The 18231-nt window shown below is 72.7% G+C and carries 15 protein-coding genes and 1 tRNA gene; 15 read left to right on the top strand and 1 reads right to left on the bottom strand.

Translation table 11 applies throughout. From position 1 onward, the window contains the following. The 11 genes from GXB85_RS09570 to GXB85_RS09520 all read left to right on the top strand — a co-directional run. Nucleotides 1–527: septum formation initiator family protein (locus tag GXB85_RS09570; RefSeq protein WP_161917416.1), on the top strand; the 527-nt coding region annotated here is incomplete at its 5' end. After that, on the top strand, nt 524–1012 hold the full coding sequence (locus GXB85_RS09565) for a DUF501 domain-containing protein (RefSeq protein ID WP_370524126.1): 489 nt from the start codon (nt 524–526) through the stop codon (nt 1010–1012). The genes GXB85_RS09570 and GXB85_RS09565, both read left to right, overlap by 4 nt. Nucleotides 1013–1077: 65 nt before the next feature. Next, nucleotides 1078–2040 (top strand): Ppx/GppA phosphatase family protein, encoded by a 963-nt coding sequence (locus tag GXB85_RS09560; RefSeq protein ID WP_161917415.1) that lies wholly within the window; start codon nt 1078–1080, stop codon nt 2038–2040. 176 nt (nt 2041–2216) lie between these two features. Continuing rightward, nucleotides 2217–2549, top strand: a complete 333-nt coding sequence (locus GXB85_RS09555) for a PadR family transcriptional regulator (RefSeq protein WP_161917414.1) — start codon at nt 2217–2219, stop codon at nt 2547–2549. Continuing rightward, nucleotides 2546–3727, top strand: coding sequence for a hypothetical protein (locus GXB85_RS09550; protein ID WP_161917413.1), 1182 nt, complete (start codon nt 2546–2548; stop codon nt 3725–3727). Before GXB85_RS09555 ends, GXB85_RS09550 begins: the two co-directional genes overlap by 4 nt. 72 nt (nt 3728–3799) lie before the next feature. Then, nucleotides 3800–4645, top strand: a complete 846-nt coding sequence (locus tag GXB85_RS09545) for a uracil-DNA glycosylase (protein WP_161917412.1) — start codon at nt 3800–3802, stop codon at nt 4643–4645. A gap of 116 nt (nt 4646–4761) precedes the next feature. Beyond that, entirely contained in the window at nt 4762–6207 is a 1446-nt protein-coding gene (locus GXB85_RS09540) for an NAD(P)/FAD-dependent oxidoreductase (RefSeq protein WP_161917411.1), read from the top strand. A gap of 85 nt (nt 6208–6292) precedes the next feature. Next, nucleotides 6293–6366, top strand: a tRNA-Leu gene (locus tag GXB85_RS09535). A gap of 138 nt (nt 6367–6504) precedes the next feature. After that, nucleotides 6505–7446 (top strand): metal ABC transporter substrate-binding protein, encoded by a 942-nt coding sequence (locus GXB85_RS09530; RefSeq protein ID WP_161917410.1) that lies wholly within the window; start codon nt 6505–6507, stop codon nt 7444–7446. Next, nucleotides 7443–8186, top strand: coding sequence for a metal ABC transporter ATP-binding protein (locus GXB85_RS09525; RefSeq protein WP_161917409.1), 744 nt, complete (start codon nt 7443–7445; stop codon nt 8184–8186). Before GXB85_RS09530 ends, GXB85_RS09525 begins: the two co-directional genes overlap by 4 nt. Further along, on the top strand, nt 8183–9055 hold the full coding sequence (locus GXB85_RS09520; protein WP_161917408.1) for a metal ABC transporter permease: 873 nt from the start codon (nt 8183–8185) through the stop codon (nt 9053–9055). Before GXB85_RS09525 ends, GXB85_RS09520 begins: the two co-directional genes overlap by 4 nt. A gap of 62 nt (nt 9056–9117) precedes the next feature. Here the strand turns inward: GXB85_RS09520 and GXB85_RS09515 are convergent, their stop codons facing one another. Then, nucleotides 9118–9798 (bottom strand): metal-dependent transcriptional regulator, encoded by a 681-nt coding sequence (locus tag GXB85_RS09515; protein WP_161917407.1) that lies wholly within the window; start codon nt 9796–9798, stop codon nt 9118–9120. Nucleotides 9799–10073: 275 nt separating this feature from the next. Between GXB85_RS09515 and GXB85_RS09510 the strand changes: the two genes are divergently transcribed. The 4 genes from GXB85_RS09510 (at nt 10074) to GXB85_RS09495 (ending at nt 18212) form a co-directional block, all read left to right on the top strand. Beyond that, on the top strand, nt 10074–14612 hold the full coding sequence (locus GXB85_RS09510) for an endo-1,4-beta-xylanase (RefSeq protein WP_161917406.1): 4539 nt from the start codon (nt 10074–10076) through the stop codon (nt 14610–14612). Nucleotides 14613–14810: 198 nt separating this feature from the next. After that, on the top strand, nt 14811–15656 hold the full coding sequence (locus GXB85_RS09505; protein ID WP_161917405.1) for a Bax inhibitor-1/YccA family protein: 846 nt from the start codon (nt 14811–14813) through the stop codon (nt 15654–15656). A gap of 126 nt (nt 15657–15782) precedes the next feature. Beyond that, entirely contained in the window at nt 15783–17186 is a 1404-nt protein-coding gene (locus GXB85_RS09500) for a cystathionine beta-synthase (protein WP_161917404.1), read from the top strand. 39 nt (nt 17187–17225) lie between these two features. Next, nucleotides 17226–18212: an acetylxylan esterase gene (locus GXB85_RS09495; protein ID WP_161917403.1), complete on the top strand. Its 987-nt coding sequence runs from the start codon at nt 17226–17228 to the stop codon at nt 18210–18212. Nucleotides 18213–18231: the final 19 nt, after the last annotated feature.

Here is an 18231-nt window from a genome sequence, read left to right as displayed (position 1 = left end):
CCCCGGCGCCCCGGACCAGGCCCGTCACGCGGGCTCGCGCGGCCGCTCCCCCCGAGCCCGAGCCCACCGAGGCGCGGCCCGTGCGCCTCGCGCGCCTGCTGTCGGCGCGTGCCCTCGTGCTGGCGATCGTCCTGCTCGTCGCCTTCAGCGTCGTCTTCCCGACGGTGCGCGCGTACCTCGGGCAGCGCGCCGAGCTCGAGGCCCTCGCGGCCGAGGTCGAGCAGGCGCAGCGCACCGAGGAGGACCTCGCCGCGGAGCTCGCGCGCTGGGACGACGACGCCTACGTCGCGGCCCAGGCGCGCGAACGCCTCTCGTACGTGCTGCCGGGGGAGACGCCTTACCGCGTGATCGACCCCGAGACCGTCGTCGAGGAGCCCGTGGTGGACCCCGCGACCGAGGGGGACGTCGTCGGGCCCGCGCTGCCTGCGGGCGGCTCGGTGGACCCCTGGTACGCGACCGTGTGGCGGTCCGTCGAGGCGGTCGGCGAGGCCGACGTGCCCGTCGCGGCCGAGGGCGCGCAGCCGTGAGCGAGGTCGCACCCGAGGACCTCGCGACGCTCGAGGCACAGCTCGGACGGCCGCCACGGGGCGTCGTCGGCATCGCGGCGAGGTGCGTGTGCGGCCGGCCCACCGTGGTGCGCACGGCACCGCGCCTTCCCGACGGCACCCCCTTCCCGACGACCTTCTACCTCACGCACCCGGTCGCCGTGGCCGCGGTCTCGACGCTCGAGGCGACCGGTGTGATGCGCGAGATGTCGCAGCGGCTGCTCGAGGACCCCGAGCTCGCCGCGCGTCACCGTGCGGCGCACGAGGACTACCTCGCCCGACGTGCCGAGCTGGGCGAGGTGCCCGAGATCGAGGGCGTGTCCGCGGGCGGCATGCCCACCCGCGTCAAGTGCCTGCACGTGCTCGTCGGTCACGCCCTCGCGGCGGGCCGGGGCGTGAACCCGCTGGGCGACGAGGCCCTGGAGCTGATCGCGGACCGCTGGCGGCCCGAGGTGTGCCGCTGCTGAGCGGTCGACCGGGGCGTGCGGGACGCGGTTCGGCCCGGGGGCCCGGTGATGGCAGGCTTGCGCGCATGACGCGTGTGGCTGCCATCGACTGCGGGACCAACTCGATCCGGCTCCTCGTCGCCGACGTCGACCCGGGCGCGGGGACACTCGTCGACCTCGACCGGCGCATGGAGGTCGTTCGGCTCGGGCAGGGCGTGGACCGGACCGGCCGCATCGCGCCCGAGGCCCTCGAGCGCACCCTCGACGCGACGCGCCGGTACGCGCAGGTGTGCGACGAGCTCGGGGTCGAGACGCGGCACGTGCGCTTCGTGGCGACCTCGGCGTCGCGCGACGCCGAGAACCGCCAGGACTTCGTCGACGGCGTGCGGGACGCGATCGGTGTCGAGCCCGAGGTGGTCGACGGCCAGGAAGAGGCCGCGCTGTCGTTCCGCGGCGCCACGGGGGTGCTCGCGGGCAAGCACCCGGGTCCGTTCCTCGTCGTGGACCTGGGCGGAGGGTCCACCGAGCTGGTCCTCGGCACGACGTCGGTCGTGGCCTCGGCCTCGATGGATGTGGGCTGCGTGCGGCTCACCGAGCGCCACCTGCACTCCGACCCGCCGACCGCGACGGAGATCGCCGCTGCCAGCGCCGACGTGAACGCCGCGCTCGACCGCGCGGGCCGCGAGGTCCCGTTCGGTCGCACGGCGACCCTCGTCGGCCTCGCGGGGTCGGTCACGACCGTGACGGCGCACGCCCTCGACCTCGATGCGTACGAGCCGAGCCGGATCGACGGTGCGGTGCTGCGCACGGACGTCGTCCTCGCCTCGTGCCAGGCGCTCCTGCGGATGAGCCGCGCGCGTCGCGAGCGCGAGCCGTACATGCACCCGGGCCGGGTCGACGTGATCGGCGCGGGTGCCCTCGTGTGGTCCGACGTCGTCTCGCGCGTGCGGGCAGAGGTGGGGCGCACGGGCGGCCGCCTGGCCACCGTCGTCACCTCGGAGCACGACATCCTCGACGGCATCGCCTGGAGCGTCGCCGACCGCGCCTGACGCCACCAGCGTCCGGCGCCGTCCGCCGAACGAGGTCACGAGGCGACGTCGGTGTTTCGGTCTGGCCGGTACTGCGGTAAGCGGAGTAGTGTGTGGCGCACGGGACCGCGCAGGGGGCAGGCCCGTACCGCCGGCCGGGGCCACGTGGGGGCCCGGCCCTGGACCGAGGAGGCGCCGTGGACACCACGCAGCTGCTCAAGGGGGTGCTGGACGTCGCGGTGCTCGCGGTCGTCGAGCGGGAGGACGGCTACGGGTACGACGTCGTGCGCAGGCTCCGTGCCGCGGGGCTGGAGGAGGTGGGCGAGGCGTCGGTCTACGGGACGCTGCGTCGGCTCTACGCCTCGGGCGCGTTGGCCAGCTACGTCGTGCCGTCCGACGAGGGGCCGCACCGCAAGTACTACGGCATCAACGCCCAGGGGCGCGCGATGCTCGAGGCGCAGCGCAAGGACTGGCACGAGTTCGCGACCGCGATGACCGCACTGCTCGAGACCGAGGGAGTCGACCGATGACCACCGCCGTCCTGCTCGACCACGTGAGCGCCTACGCCGCGGCTGTGCGCTCCCACCTCGCAGACCTGTCACCCGAGCAGGTCGACGACCTGACCGACGGCCTCGAGGCTGATCTCGCCGAGGCCCTCGAGGACCCCACGGGCGCGGTCGCGACCGGTGAGATCCCGATCGGACGGGTCGGTGCCGTCCAGGGGTCGGGCGCCCTCATCGACCTCACGCGACGCTTCGGCCCGGCCGCCGACTACGCGGCCGAGCTCCGGGCCGCGGCCGCGCTCGTCCCGGCGCCGACGGCCGCGAGCGGTGCGCGGCAGCTGGGACGCTCGCTCGTGGGACTTGGCGAGCGGACGGCGGCCCGGGCGCGTGCCGTGGCGTCGCGGCCCGGCGTCGCGGCGCTGGCAGGTTTCACGCTCGCCCTGCGGCCCGTGTGGTGGCTGGTCCGGGGCTGGGTGTGGTTCGTCTTCGTCATCTGGCTGCTCCGGGGCTTCCTGGGCTTCACCATGAGCCAGGGGCTGCTCCCGACCACGGCCGGCGCGTGGCTGCTGCTGGCACTCACGACGACGGTCTCGGTGCAGTGGGGCCGTGGACGCCTCGTCCGTCCCACGGTGCTGCACTGGGCGGCGACGGGCGGCAACGTGCTCGCGGTGGTGCTCGCGCTCCCGCTCGCGGTCGCGGCCTGGGGTCTGGTGAGCGACCGGATCGATGTGTCGCCCAGGGTCAGCTACGTCGAGGTGCCGGTGTACGAGCAGGCGCCCCCGCAGGACGGCGTCTGGGTGGACGGCATGCAGGTGAGCAACCTGTTCGTCTACGACGCCGACGGCGGCCCGCTCACGGGTGTCCAGGTGTTCGACGACCGCGGGCGTGAGGTCCGCACCATCGGCGACGACCCGTGGGCCACCTGGGCGCTCCCGGGCGTCGCCGAGCCCTGGCGCTTCCTGCCCGCGCAGGACGACGCGGGCCGCGACCGCTGGAACGTCCACCCGCTGCTCGGCGCGCCGGCAGGGGAGTGGGAGGAGGGCGGCTCGGAGCCCACCCTGCTCACGGGCGCCACGGCGTCGACCCCGCCCGTGCCGTTCGCCAAGGCGCCGTCGGTGACGGGCGACCAGGCCGGTGACGGGGTGGAGGGGAGCGGCGGCGCCGCGACCACCGTGCTGAGTGGTGGCGAGGTGGGCGCGCCCTGAGGGAGAAGCCTTCCGCAGGCGGGCCGTCGCCCCTGCCGACGTCGGAGGGGCGGGGGCGGCATGATCGGGGCCATGGATCCCGTGCTCCTCCCGCACCCGCGCACGCGGAAGCCCTTCGCGAGCCCGGTACCCCCGGGGGCGGGTTGGCCGGGCGACGGCGCGGCGTCGTCCACCGAGGTCGCACGCACGGAAGGCGACGTGGTGCGGCTCGCGACGTCGTGCGGCGACCTCGTCGCGCTCGACGCGACCTCGTCGGTGTGCTCGGCGTGCCCGCGGCTCGTCCGCTGGCGTGAGGACGTCGCGGTGACCAAGCGTCGGGCGTTCCGGGAGGAGCCGTACTGGGGCCGACCCGCGAGCGGGTTCGGCGACCCGGCCGCGACGCTCATGATCGCGGGGTTGGCGCCGGCTGCGCACGGCGCCAACCGCACCGGTCGACTGTTCACGGGTGACCGGTCGGGGGACTGGATCTTCGCAGCCCTGCACCGCGCGGGAGTCGCGAACCAGCCGCACAGCGTGGACGCGGCCGACGGCCTGCGCCTGACCGGCGTGCGCATGTCCGCCGCCGTGCGCTGCGCGCCTCCCGACAACAAGCCGACCCCGGCCGAGCGGGACGCGTGCGAGCCCTGGTTGCGGCGCGAGCTCGAGCTCACGGCGGGTACGGTGCGCGCCGTCCTCGCGCTGGGTGCCTTCGGTTGGGGTGCGGTGCTGACGGTCGCCCGCCACCTGGGGTGGTCCGTCCCGCGCCCCGCCCCGCGCTTCGGGCACGGCGCGGTCGCGTCGCTGACCCGGCCCGACGGCGTCGTCGTGCACCTCGTGGGCAGCTACCACGTCTCGCAGCAGAACACCCAGACCGGTCGCCTCACCGAGCAGATGCTCGACGAGGCCCTCGCTCACGCCCTGGCCCTCTCGAGCCCCTGAGGCCCGTCGCGGGCGCCCGGCCTCCGAGAGTCATCCCATGTGTGTGTGGTAGAGGTCACGTCCACGGGATGGGCAGACTGCTTGTGAAGAGTTTCACAGGTGCCTACCGTTGAAACATGACCCTCGAGAGCACACCCGCCACGCCCGATGCCGGGACCAAGGCCCCGCGCCCGCGCAAGGTGCCCCGCATCGTCGTCCTCGGCGGCGGTTACGTGGGCTTCTACGCGGCCCTGCGTCTGCGCCGCCGGCTCGGTCGGCGGGACGCGGCGATCGTCGTCGTGGACCCTCGCTCGTACATGACCTACCAGCCGTTCCTGCCCGAGGCGGCGGCCGGCTCGCTCGAGCCGCGCCACGTCGTCGTCTCCCACCGGCGAGAGCTGCGCGGGGTCGACGTGCTGACCGGCCGCGTGACCGGGGTCACGCACGCCGAGCGCAAGGTGCGCATCGCTCCGGTCGAGGGCGAGCAGTACGAGATCACCTACGACCACCTGGTCGTCGCCCTCGGCTCGGTCGCGCGCACCCTTCCCATCCCCGGCCTCGCGGAGCAGGCGATGGGCTTCAAGCAGGTCGAGGAGGCCATCGCGCTGCGCAACCACGTGCTGACCAAGCTCGACGTCGCGGCGTCGACCTGGGACAAGGCTCTGCGCCGCCGCATGCTCACGTTCACCTTCGTGGGCGGAGGCTTCGCCGGGATCGAGGCGATCGCCGAGGTCGAGGACATGGCCCGCAACGCGCTGAGGTACTACGACGGCATCGACGCCGAGGACCTGCGCTTCGTCATGATCGAGGGCAGCGACCGCATCCTCCCCGAGCTGGGCGAGGAGATGGGCGGCTACACGCTCGAGCAGCTGCGGCGGCGCAACATCGAGGTGTACCTGTCGACCTTCCTGAGCTCGTGCGTCGACGGCCACGTCGTGACCTCGACGGGGGTCGAGTTCGACTCCGACACGATCGTCTGGACCGCGGGCGTCAAGGCCAACCCCGTGCTGGGCAGCACCGATCTGCCGCTCGACCCGCAGGGCCGGGTGCGTGCCCTGCCCACCCTGCAGGTCGCGCACGAGGACGGCACCGTGGTCGACGGCGCGTGGACCGCGGGTGACTGCGCGGCGGTCCCCGACCTCGCGAACCCGGGCCGCATGTGCTCGCCGAGCGCGCAGCACGCCGTCCGGCAGGCGCGACACCTCGGCGACAACCTCGCCAAGCACCTGCGTTCGGCCGCCGTGAGCGACTACGAGCACAAGCACGTCGGGACGGTCGCGTCCCTCGGCCTCTACAAGGGCGTGGCCCAGGTGTACGGGGTCAAGCTGCGCGGCTTCCCGGCCTGGTTCATGCACCGGACGTACCACATGGCGCAGATGCCGACCTTCAACCGCAAGGTGCGCATCGTCCTGGACTGGACCCTCGCGCTGCTCTTCCGCCGCGAGCTCGTCGCGCTCGGGCGGCTGCACGACCCCCGGGCCGACTTCCGCGACGCGTCGGCCCCGCGCCCCAAGGGTGCGACGCAGCCCGCGGACAAGGGGGCCAAGGCGGCTGGGGGAGCGCGCACGCCCGTCGGCTCGTGAGGTGAGGTGACGCCGTCGGTCCCGAGGGGCCGACGGCGTCGTCGTGCCGGCGGGCGTCGTCGTGGCTGCTGGCAGGATGTGGCGCGCCCCCGTAGCCCAACTGGCAGAGGCAGCCGGCTTAAACCCGGCCCAGTGCGGGTTCGAGCCCCGCCGGGGGCACCCGGAGCGCCGACGCGTCCTCGGCACCTACGCTGCGCCAACGTTTGCGACTACGGAATGCCGAACACTACGTTGGAGAGCGACACGAGGACGGCGCCCTCCTTCCGCACGACGCCGTGATCAGTGAGGAACCGACCCATGGTCCGCAGGCCCCTCTCCCGCCGTGCGGCAGGGCTGTGGGGTGTGGTGTGTCTCGGGGCCGTCGCCCTGACCGCGTGCAGCGGCCCGGGTGTCGCGGACGCGTCGGACACCGACGACAGACCCGTGGTCCTGACCACGTTCACGGTCCTCGCAGACATCGCGCAGAACGTGGCGGGTGACCACCTGCGGGTCGAGTCCCTCACCAAGGTCGGCGCCGAGATCCACGGCTACGAGCCGACGCCCGGGGACGTCGCCGCTGCGTCGGACGCGGACCTGATCCTCGACAACGGCCTGAACCTCGAGTCGTGGTTCGAGCAGTTCGTCGAGCAGGTCGACGTGCCTCATGTCGTGGTCTCCGAGGGGGTCGAGCCGATCGACATCACCGAGGACGCGTACGCGGGGAAGCCGAACCCGCACGCGTGGATGAGCCCCGCCAACGTGCAGATCTACGTGGACACCATGGTCGAGGCGTTCGGCGATCTCGATCCCGAGCACGCTGCCGACTTCGAGGCGAACGGCGACGCGTACAACGCCGAGCTCCAGGCCGTGCAGGACGAGCTGGTCGACGCGTTGTCGACACTGCCCGAGGGCCAGCGTGCGCTGGTGACGTGCGAGGGCGCGTTCTCGTACCTGGCCCGGGACGCGGGCCTCACGGAGCGGTACCTCTGGCCGGTCAACGCCGAGCAGCAGGCCACCCCGCAGCAGATCGCGGGCGCCATCGAGTTCGTCGACGACAACGACGTCCCGGCCGTGTTCTGCGAGTCCACCGTCTCGGACGCCCCGATGCGGCAGGTCGTCGAGGCCACCGGTGCCGAGTTCGGCGGCACCCTCTACGTCGACTCCCTCTCGGAGGCCGACGGTCCTGTGCCCACCTACCTCGACCTCATCCGGTACGCCGCCCAGACCATCGTCACCGGGCTCACCCGCGGTCCGTCGTGACCGCCGCGATCGACGTCCGCGGCGTCACCGTCCGCTACGGCGAGGTCGTCGCCCTCGACGACGTGTCGCTGACGGTCCGGGCCGGGCGGGTGACCGGGCTGATCGGCATGAACGGGTCGGGCAAGTCGACCTTGTTCAAGACGGTCATGGGCCTGGTGCGTCCCGACCGCGGGAGCGTGCTGTTCGAGGGCTCCGATCCCGCTCGCGCCCGCAAGCAGGCCCGCGTGGGGTACGTGCCGCAGAGCGAGGACGTCGACTGGACGTTCCCCGTCTCCGTTCGTGACGTCGTCATGATGGGCCGCTACGGACACCAAGGACCCACCCGCCGGGCGCGACGGGTCGACCACGCCGCGGTCGACGAGGCGCTCGAACGCGTGGGGCTGACCGACTGCGCCGACCGGCAGATCGGCCGGCTCTCCGGCGGCCAGAGGAAGCGCGCCTTCGTCGCGCGCGGCATCGCCCAGGACGCGAGCACCATGCTGCTGGACGAGCCCTTCGCCGGCGTCGACAAGCGCTCCGAGGCGACCCTCGTGCGCCTGCTGCGTGAGCTCGCCGACGACGGGCGCACCATCCTCGTGTCCACGCACGACCTGCACGCGCTCCCGCAGCTGGCGGACGAGGTCGTGCTGCTGCTGCGCAGGGTGCTCTTCCACGGATCCGTCGCGGCGTCGCTGCGTCCGGAGAACCTCGCGCGTGCCTTCGGGCTCGACGTCCTCGATCAGGGTGACCACCCCGGATGAGCCCCGTCGACCTCCTTCTCGAGCCTCTCCAGTACGAGTTCATGGTCAGGGCCCTGGTCGCCACGGTCGTCGCCGCGATCGTCTGCGCCCTGCTGTCGTGCTGGCTCGTGCTCGTGGGCTGGTCGCTCATGGGCGACGCGGTCTCCCACGCCGTCCTGCCCGGAGTGGTCCTCGCCTACGTCGTCGGCGCCCCGTTCGCCGTCGGCGCGCTCGTGTTCGGCTTCCTCGCGGTCGCTCTCATCGGCGCGATCCGTGGCACCAGCCGGATCAAGGAGGATGCGGCGATCGGCATCGTGTTCACCACCCTGTTCGCGCTCGGGCTGGTCCTGATCTCGGTGACCCCGAGCCAGACGGACCTGAACCACATCATCTTCGGCAACATCCTCGGCGTCTCCACCGCCGACCTCACCCAGATCGGCATCCTCGCCGCGGTCGCCTTCGTGGTCCTCGTGCTCAAGCGCCGCGACCTCACGCTCTACGCCTTCGACCCCGCCCACGCCCACGCCCTCGGGCTCAGCCCTCGCGTCCTCGGTGCCCTGCTGCTCGGGCTGCTCGCCCTCACGGCGGTCGTCGCGCTCCAGGTGGTCGGCGTGATCCTCGTCGTCGCGATGCTCATCATCCCCGGGGCCACCGCCTACCTGCTCACCGATCGGTTCGGTCGGATGCTCGTCATCGCGCCGGTCGTCTCGGCGGTGTCCTCGGTGGTGGGGATCTACCTCAGCTACTGGATGGATGCCGCCTCCGGCGGCCTCGTCGTCGTCGTCCAGGGCGTCGTGTTCGCCCTCGTGCACCTGTTCAGCCCTCGTCACGGTGTCGTCGGCAGCCGCCTCGCAGCCCGCCGTCGCCGCCGGCTCTCCGCCGCACGCTGAACACCGCCGTCATCGCCGGGCGCGGCGACCACGCGTGCCGCTGACCCGCCTGGCGCCGGGCCTCACGTGCCGGAGAGGGACACGTAGAGCGCATCAGTCGCCGGCGTGCCCAGGTCCAGGGAGGCCTCCGCCTCCTCGACGCGCACGTTCAGCGTCCCCGAGTACGGCGAGCCCTCACCGACCACCAACGTCGCACCGACCACGATCCCGTGGCCCTCGAAGAGCTGGAGCAGCGCGGGATCGGCGTCGGAGATGCGTTCGACCACGACCAGCGTGCCGGCGCCGACCTCCGTCAGCTGCCGGGCGTCGGGGATGCTCACCGACCCGTCCGCCGAGGGGATCGGATCGCCGTGCGGGTCCCGGGTCGGGAACCCCAGCAGCTCGTCGATCCGGTCGATCATGAAGTCCGACACCGCGTGCTCGAGGCTCTCGGCCTCGTCGTGCACCTGGTCCCACGAGTAGCCGAGCTCGCGGACCAGGAACGACTCGATCAGTCGGTGCCGCCGCACCATCGCCAGCGCGAAGCCGCGACCGGCCTCGGTCAGTCCGACGGCGCCATAGGGCTCGTGGTCCACGAGTCCCTGGCTCGCCATCTTGCGGACGGCATCGGACACCGACGAGATCTTCAACCCCGTGCGTTGCGCGATCAGGGTGGGCGTCACCGGCTGCGTGGACCACTCCGTCAGGCCCCAGATCGCCTTCAGGTAGTTCTGGGTGCTCGCCGACAGCTCGGACACGGACATGAGGTGATGCTAGTGGCGAAGTCTTGACTACGGCCGGGCGGAGCTGCCCGGCCCGGTGCGGGTCCTGGACCGACGACGTCCCGGCCGCGCGGTGCGGGTGGGAGGGCTCCCATTCCTTCAGGAGTTGACCGGTCCAGGACGTGGGGTGCGTGGGATCGATCCCACGCGTGCGTCGAAAGTTTTTCGATCTCGCCGAAACGTTGTCAGGTGGTTTGGGCGGTGCCTACTGTGACGTCGACCGCGGGTCTGGGCACGATCGCAAGGGAGCGACACGCATGAGACGACCACGCATCGCCGAAACTATCGCGACGGGCCTGCTGGTGGCAGCGGCCGGGCTCGTCGCGCCGTCGGCCGCAGCGGACGAGCACGACGTCGAGGTGCTCACGAGCGACTTCGAGGACGGCGCGACCGCGCCGTGGACCGGCCGGGGGGAGGCCGCGGTCGAGGTGGTCGAGGGTGGCCACGACAGCGACCACGCGCTGGCCGTCACGGGCCGCACCGCCGACTGGCACGGCGCCCAGACGTCGATCCTCGGGGTCGTCGAACCGGGGGCGACCTACGCCGTCTCGGGCTGGGTGCGCCTCGCCGACGAGGGCGAGACGACGCTCAAGCTCACCGTCGCCGAGACGCCGGAGGCGTACACCCAGGTCGGTGACGCCGTGGCGGTGACCGGTGCCGACTGGGTGGAGCTCACGGGCACCTACACGGTGCGCGCCGACCTGAGCGGCGCGACCCTGTACGTCGAGGCTGCCGACCCGACCGCGAGCTTCCTGCTCGACGACGTGCGCGTCGTCGGCCCCGCCCCGGGCGGCGCTGACGCCGTCGCGCCGGGCGGCGCGGCCGACCCGACCGCCTCCCAGGTCACCACGGCCCGCGGCACGGGCGACGTCGCGGCGCTGACCTTCGACGACGGCCCCAACCCGGGCGAGACGGATGCGCTGCTCGACTTCCTCGCGGACAACGGGCTCACCGCGACGTTCTGCGTGATCGGCCAGAACGTCCAGGCCGACGGCGGCGCGGAGCTTCTGCGCCGGATGGTCGACGAGGGCCACACCCTGTGCAACCACACGACCAGCTACGCCGACATGGGCAGCTGGAGCCCGGACCAGGTGCGCGCGGACCTCACCGAGAACCTGCGGATCATCCGCGAGGCGCTCGGCGACCCGAGCGCACCGGTGCCCTACTTCCGAGCACCCAACGGCAGCTGGGGCCAGACGGCCGAGGTCGCCGTCGAGCTCGGCATGCAGCCCCTGGGCCTCGGCAACCTGATCTTCGACTGGGACGGCAACGACCTGTCCGAGGCGACACTCACCGAGAACCTGCGCGGGGCGATCACCCCGGGCGCCGTGGTGCTCGTGCACGACGGCGGCGGTGACCGTACGAACTCGATCGCGGCGGTCGAGACGGTGGTCTCCGAGCGCCTGGCCGAGGGCTGGACCTTCACGCTGCCGGCCGAGCGCGGCCCGGCCACGGGGGGCGACGCGACCGTGATCGCCTCGCTCGACTTCGACGGCGAGTCGATCGAGCCGTGGACCACGAGCGGCAGCCCCACGCTCGCCTACGTCGACGCCGACGGTGGCAAGGCCCTGAGCATCACGCGGGCCGCGGACTACGAGGGGATCCAGTCCCCGCTCGGCCTCCTGGAGAGCGACACGGTCTACTCCTTCTCGATGCGCGCGCGGCTGCCCGAGGGGACCGCGGGCGACGCCGACGTGCGCTTCGTGGTCAAGCCCTCGTACGGCTGGGTGGGCAACGCGACCGTGACGGGCGACGGCTGGACCGAGGTCACGGGCGACTTCACGCTGCCGGGTGACGCCGTGGCCGCCGAGAGCCAGGTCTACATCGGCACGGAGGACCTCGACGCGCCCTACGAGGTGCTGATCGACGACCTGCTCATCACCACCCCGTCGGGCGGCGGGAGCGGCGAGGTCGTCGACCTGACGTTCGACTTCGAGGACGGCCTCCAGGGCTGGGCGCCGCGCGGGGACGCCGACGGCGACCCGACGGTCGCGGTCACCACCGCCGAGGCCCACGGCGGCGCGCAGGCCGCGCTGGTCAGCGACCGCACCTCGCAGGGCGACGGCATCGCGTACGACGTGACCGAGGTCTTCGAGACGGGCGTGACGTACGACATCAGCGCGTGGGTCAAGATGGCCGCGGGTGAGGAGACCGACGACATCTGGCTCAGCGTCCAGCGCACCACGGACGGCGCCGACAGCTTCGACACCGTCGGGCAGTTCTCGGGGATCACGAGCGGGGAGTGGCACCAGGTCACGGCCAGCTACACGATGGCCTCGGCCGACACGGCCCGCCTCTACCTCGAGACGAGCTACAACACCGGCGGCGCCGGGTCGTTCCTCGTCGACGACGTCACGATCCGCTCGCAGGACCCGCGCGAGATCGAGGACATCACCCCGATCAAGGACACCGTGGACTTCCCCCTGGGCGTCGCGATCGACAACCGCGAGACCCTCGGGGCGCCGGCAGAGCTCACGCTGCGGCACTTCGAGCAGATCACGGCCGAGAACCACATGAAGGTCGAGGCCTGGTACGACGAGGACCGCACCTTCCGCCTGCACCCCGAGGCCGAGGCCCTCATGGACTTCGCGGCCGCGAACGATCTGCGGGTGTACGGCCACGTGCTGCTGTGGCACAGCCAGACGCCGGAGTGGTTCTTCCAGGACGAGGCCGGTGCGCCGCTGACCACGAGCGAGGAGGACAAGCAGTTCCTGCGCGACCGTCTGCGCACCCACATCGCGAACGTCGGCGACGCCCTGTCCGCCTGGGGCGAGTTCGGCGGCGACAACCCGCTCGTCGCGTGGGACGTGGTCAACGAGGTGATCTCGGACTCCGCGGAGTTCGAGGACGGCCTGCGCCGCAGCGAGTGGTATCGGATCCTGGGCGAGGAGTTCATCGACCTCGCGTTCCAGTACGCGGACGAGACCTTCAACGGCGACCTCGCCGCCGAGGGCTCCGACCGTCCGGTCGCGCTGTTCATCAACGACTACAACACCGAGCAGAGCGGCAAGCAGAACCGCTACCGGGCCCTGGTGGAGCGCATGCTCGACCGCGGCGTGCCGCTCGACGGCGTGGGGCACCAGTTCCACGTGAGCCTGTCGATGCCGGTCTCGGCGCTCGAGGCCGCGATCGAGCGGTTCGCGGACCTTCCGGTGACGCAGGCCGTGACCGAGCTCGACGTCACGGTGGGTACCCCTGTCACCCAGGCGAACCTGGTGGAGCAGGGCTACTACTACCGCGACGCCTTCCGGGTGTTCCGGGAGCACGCCGACTCGCTCTACTCGGCGACCATCTGGGGTCTGACCGACAATCGGAGCTGGCGCTCCGAGCAGGCCCCGCTCGTCTTCGACGCCCAGCTGCAGGCCAAGCCTGCCTACCACGGCGCCGTCGACGGGGAGGTCCCGCCGCGGGTGCTGAGCGAGCTCGTCTTCGGCGGTGACGTGGCGCTCGACGACACCGCGGTCGCGTCGCCCGAGTGGGCCCGGCTCCCGCTGCACCAGGTCGAGGAGGTCGCCGACTTCCAGCTTCGCTGGACCGCCGACCACCTCACGGCGTACGTCGCCGTGACCGACGCCGACGACGAGGCCACGGACGGCCTCACCTTCCAGGTGGGGGACCAGACGTACGCCTTCGCCCGGGACGGGTCGGGTGACGTCGAGGGCGTGGTGACGGAGACCGACGCGGGCTGGACCGCCGTGGTCCACGTGCCGCTGGCCGACGTCGCGCAGGGCGACACGGTGCAGTTCGACCTGCGGGTCACCGACGGGGACGTCACGACGGGCTGGGCCTCGGCCGACGCCCTGGGTGGCCTCACGCTGGTCGAGCCGCTCTCGTTCGTCGAGGTCGCCGAGGCGCCGAGCGCCCCGACGGTCGACGGCGAGGTCGACGAGCAGTGGGAGCTCGCCGAGGTCCTGACGACCGACACGCAGATCGAGGGGACGGGCGGTGCGACGGCCGAGGTGCGCACGCTGTGGAGCGAGGACGGCTCCACGCTGTACGTGCTGGCCGACGTGACCGACGCCCAGCTGGACGCGACGGGCAGCGACCCGTGGGTCCAGGACTCGGTCGAGCTGTTCGTGGACGCGGGCAACGTCAAGAACGGGCCGTACCGGTACGACGACACCCAGATCCGGATCAGCTACGAGAACGTCGTCTCGTTCGGCACCGGTGACGAGGCGTACCAGCAGAACCGGCTCGAGAGCGCGACGGCGGTCACCGAGACCGGCTACCGCGTCGAGGCGGCCATCAGCCTGCTCGAGTACGGCGGCCCGGGCACGTTCCACGGGTTCGACGTGCAGGTCAACGACGGCACCGACGGTGCGCGCACCTCGGTGCGGACCTGGGCGGACCCGACCGGTCTGAGCTACCAGAGCACCGCCCGCTGGGGAGTTGCCCAGCTGGTCGAGGCCGACGAGCCCGAGCCCGTCATCGACCCGAAGGTCGAGCTCGACCGGTGGCTCGTGCCCGCCGGGACGTCGGTGGGGGTCACGCTGAGCGGGTACGCCCCGGGGAGCGACGTCGAGATCCGTCTCGACAAGCCCGGTGCGCACAAGCCCGGTGCCCACAAGCCCGGCGGCAAGGGCAAGCCCGGCAAGGACCGGTCGGTGCTCCTCACCACGGTCACGGTGGGCGCCGACGGCACGGCGACGGCCACGGTGACGGTGCCGCGGAAGACCTCGCTCGGGATCTACGAGATCGAGGCCCGCAGCGGCGACCTGAGTGACGCGGACAGGCTGCTCGCGCTGCCTCCGCTGCCGCCCAAGCCGCCGTGGTGGCCGTTCCCGTGGTTCTGGTGAGCGCATGACTCGGCGGGGATGAGGGGATGAGGCGACGAGGGCGACGTCCGCAGGGGCGTCGCCCTCGTCGTGCCCGACGGCGGCGGGTCCGGCTCGTGGCGGAACCGGGACGAGTGCCCGTGCGTTGCCTAGGATGACGTCAAGGCCAGCGACATCGATCCACCCGGGACCGGGCGGTCGCCGCGACCAGGAGGCACAGTGAGCAACCCCGTCTTCAGCAACAACGACGTGTTCGGCGAGCCCCGCCGACGCGGCGGTGCGGCCGTCCAGCCGCGCCCGTACGAGGCAGCGGGAGCGGGCGCCGCAGGCCAGGGCGCCGCGACGGGCCCGTCGCTCGAGCAGATGTACACGGCCCCGTCGGCGACCACGCGCGACACGGGCCGCATGACCTATGACGACGTCATCATGAAGACCGGCGGCCTGCTGGCCGTCGTCGTCGTTGTGGGCGCCCTGACCTGGCTGTTCGCGCCGGGCCTGTTCTTCGTCGGCGCGATCGTCGGCCTCGTGCTGGGCCTCGTCAACGCCTTCAAGCGCGAGCCGAGCCCCGCGCTCATCACGGCCTACGCCGTGGCCCAGGGCGTGTTCCTCGGCGGCATCAGCGCGTTCTTCGAGGCGCAGTGGCCCGGCGTCGTCATGCAGGCCGTGCTCGCCACGGGCGCGACCTTCGTCGCGTGCCTCGTGCTCTTCCGCTCGGGCAAGGTGCGCGTGACGCCCAAGTTCACGCGCTGGCTGCTCGTCGCGATGGGTGGCTACCTCGTCTTCTCGCTCGTGAACCTCGGCCTCATGTGGTTCGGCGGCATGGAGGGCTTCGGTCTGCGCAGCGAGGTGGAGATCCTGGGAATCCCGCTCGGCGTCCTCGTCGGGATCTTCGCCGTCGGTCTCGCGGCCGCGATGCTCATCCTCGACTTCGACTCGATCAAGCGCGGCGTCGAGCAGGGCGCGCCGGCCCGCTACGCCTGGACCGCCGCGTTCGGCCTGCTGGTCACGATCGTCTGGATGTACCTCGAGTTCCTGCGCCTCCTGGCGATCCTGCGCGGCGACTGAGCTCGACCCGGAGCACGGAGCGACGCCGGCCCCGACGGCCGCGAGACGACCGATCTCGCGGGCGCCGGGGTCGGCCCGCGTCCGTGCTGCGATGATGCTCCTGCCCGACCGAGACCTGGGGGTCAGATGAAGTACGCCGAGCACATCTCCGACCTGGTCGGCGGCACGCCGCTGGTCCGGCTCGGGACGGTCACCGAGGGGCTCGCGGCGACCGTGCTCGCCAAGGTCGAGTACCTCAACCCCGGCGGCTCGGTGAAGGACCGCATCGCGCTCAAGATGATCGAGGCCGCCGAGGCCTCGGGTGAGCTGCGCCCCGGCGGCACGATCGTCGAGCCCACGAGCGGCAACACGGGCGTCGGCCTCGCGCTGGTCGCCCAGCGCAAGGGGTACCGCTGCGTGTTCGTGTGCCCGGACAAGGTCTCCCAGGACAAGCGCGACGTGCTCACGGCCTACGGCGCCGAGGTGGTCGTGACGCCCACGGCCGTTCCACCCGACCACCCCGACTCGTACTACTCGGTCTCGGACCGGCTCGTCACCGAGATCGAGGGTGCCTGGAAGCCGAACCAGTACTTCAACGTCAACGGACCGGCCTCGCACTACGAGAGCACCGGCCCAGAGATCTGGACCGACACCGACGGCCGCGTCACGCACCTCGTCGCGGGCGTGGGCACGGGCGGCACGATCACGGGCACCGGTCGCTACCTCAAGGACGTCAGCGCCGACCGGCCGGCCGAGCAGGGCGGTCGCGTGCGCGTGGTCGGCGCGGACCCTGCCGGCTCGGTCTACTCGGGTGGCGACGGGCGTCCGTACCTCGTCGAGGGTGTGGGCGAGGACTTCTGGCCGGGGGCCTACGACCCGTCGGTGCCCGACGAGGTGATCGCGGTCACGGACGCCGAGTCGTTCGAGATGACGCGCCGCCTCGCGCGTGAGGAGGGCCTGCTCGTCGGCGGCTCGTGCGGCATGGCCGTGGTGGCCGCGCTCCGCCTGGCCCGGCGCCTCGAGGAGGAGGACCCGGACGCCGCGAAGGCCGCCGTGATCGTGGTGCTGCTGCCCGACGGCGGCCGTGGCTACCTCTCGAAGATCTTCTCCGACGAGTGGATGGCCGAGCGCGGCTTCCTCGCGACCGGCGAGGGTCCCACGGTGGGCGACGTGCTCGCCGCCCGGGGCACTGACCCGGCGGCCCTCCCGCACGTCCGGAAGGACGCGACGGTGGCCGACGCGGCACGTGCGCTGCGGGCCTCGGGCGTGCGTCGCATCCCCGTCGTGGGCGGGCCGCCGCCCGTCAAGGGCGGTGAGGTCGCCGGTTCGGTCGACGCCGAGCTGCTGCTGTCCCTCGTGACGGACGAGCCCGCGGCGTGGCACGAGCCGGTCGCCGAGCACATGCTCGACCCGATGGCCGTCGTCGGCGCCCTGCAGTCCGTCGCGGACGTCCAGGAGCAGCTCGAGTGGAACGACGTCGTGCTCGTGCTGTCCGAGGGTGACCCGGTGGGCCTGCTCACGCCCCAGGACGTGCTCGACCACCTCGCCTGAACCACCGGACGCCGTCCGCACGACCCGAGGAGTGCCCCCGTGCCCCTGTTCGACCTGCCCGTCGACGAGCTGCGCCGCTACCGTCCCGAGCCCACCGAGCCCGCGGACCTCGACGCGTTCTGGACCGAGACCCTCGCCGACGCGCGCAGTCATGCGCTGGGCCTCGAGCTCGCGCCCTACGACGGCCCGCTGCGCACCGTCGAGGTGCACGACGTCACGTTCCGCGGTTTCGGGGGCCACCCCGTGCGGGCGTGGTACGCGCGGCCGGCGGGCGCGCGCGAGGACCTGCCGGTCGTGGTCGAGTACATCGGCTACGGCGGCGGGCGCGGGCTCCCGCACGAGCGTCTCGCGTGGGCCAGCGCTGGCTATGCGCACCTGGTCATGGACACGCGCGGGCAGGGCAGCACCTGGGGCGCGGGCGGCCACACGGCCGACCCTGTCGGCACGGGGCCTGCGCTCCCGGGAGTGATGACGCGCGGGATCGAGCGTCCGCACGACCACTACTACCGGCGGCTGTTCACCGACGCCGTGCGGGCCGTCGACGCGGCACGGGAGCTGCCCGGGGCCGACCCCGAGCGCGTCGCGGTGGCCGGGATCAGCCAGGGCGGCGGCGTGACGCTCGCCGTCGCGGGCCTGGTTCCCGGGCTGGTCGCCGCCATGCCCGACGTCCCGTTCCTGTGCCACGTGCGCCGCGCGGTGCAGATCACGGGCAACGACCCGTACGGCGAGCTGGTGCGCTACCTGGGCATCCACCGCGGTGCCGTCGACACCGTGCTCGGCACGTTCGACTACCTCGACGGCATGCACCTGGGCCGCCGCGCGACGGCGCCCGCGATGTTCTCGGTCGCGCTCATGGACCCGGTGTGCCCGCCGTCGACGGTCTTCGCGGCCTACCACCACTACGGCACCCTCGCCCCCGGTGGCCGTCCCGCGACCGAGATGGTCGAGTACCCGTTCAACCAGCACGAGGGCGGCGCCGCGCACCAGTGGCTGCGGCAGGCGGAGTGGCTCGCCTCGTTGCTCTGACCCGGCCGACGGCGTCGGC

The sequence above is a fragment of the Cellulomonas sp. APG4 genome, from assembly GCF_009996735.1.
Taxonomy (GTDB): Bacteria; Actinomycetota; Actinomycetes; order Actinomycetales; family Cellulomonadaceae; genus Actinotalea.
This window is presented reverse-complemented; position numbering and strand designations above follow the sequence as displayed.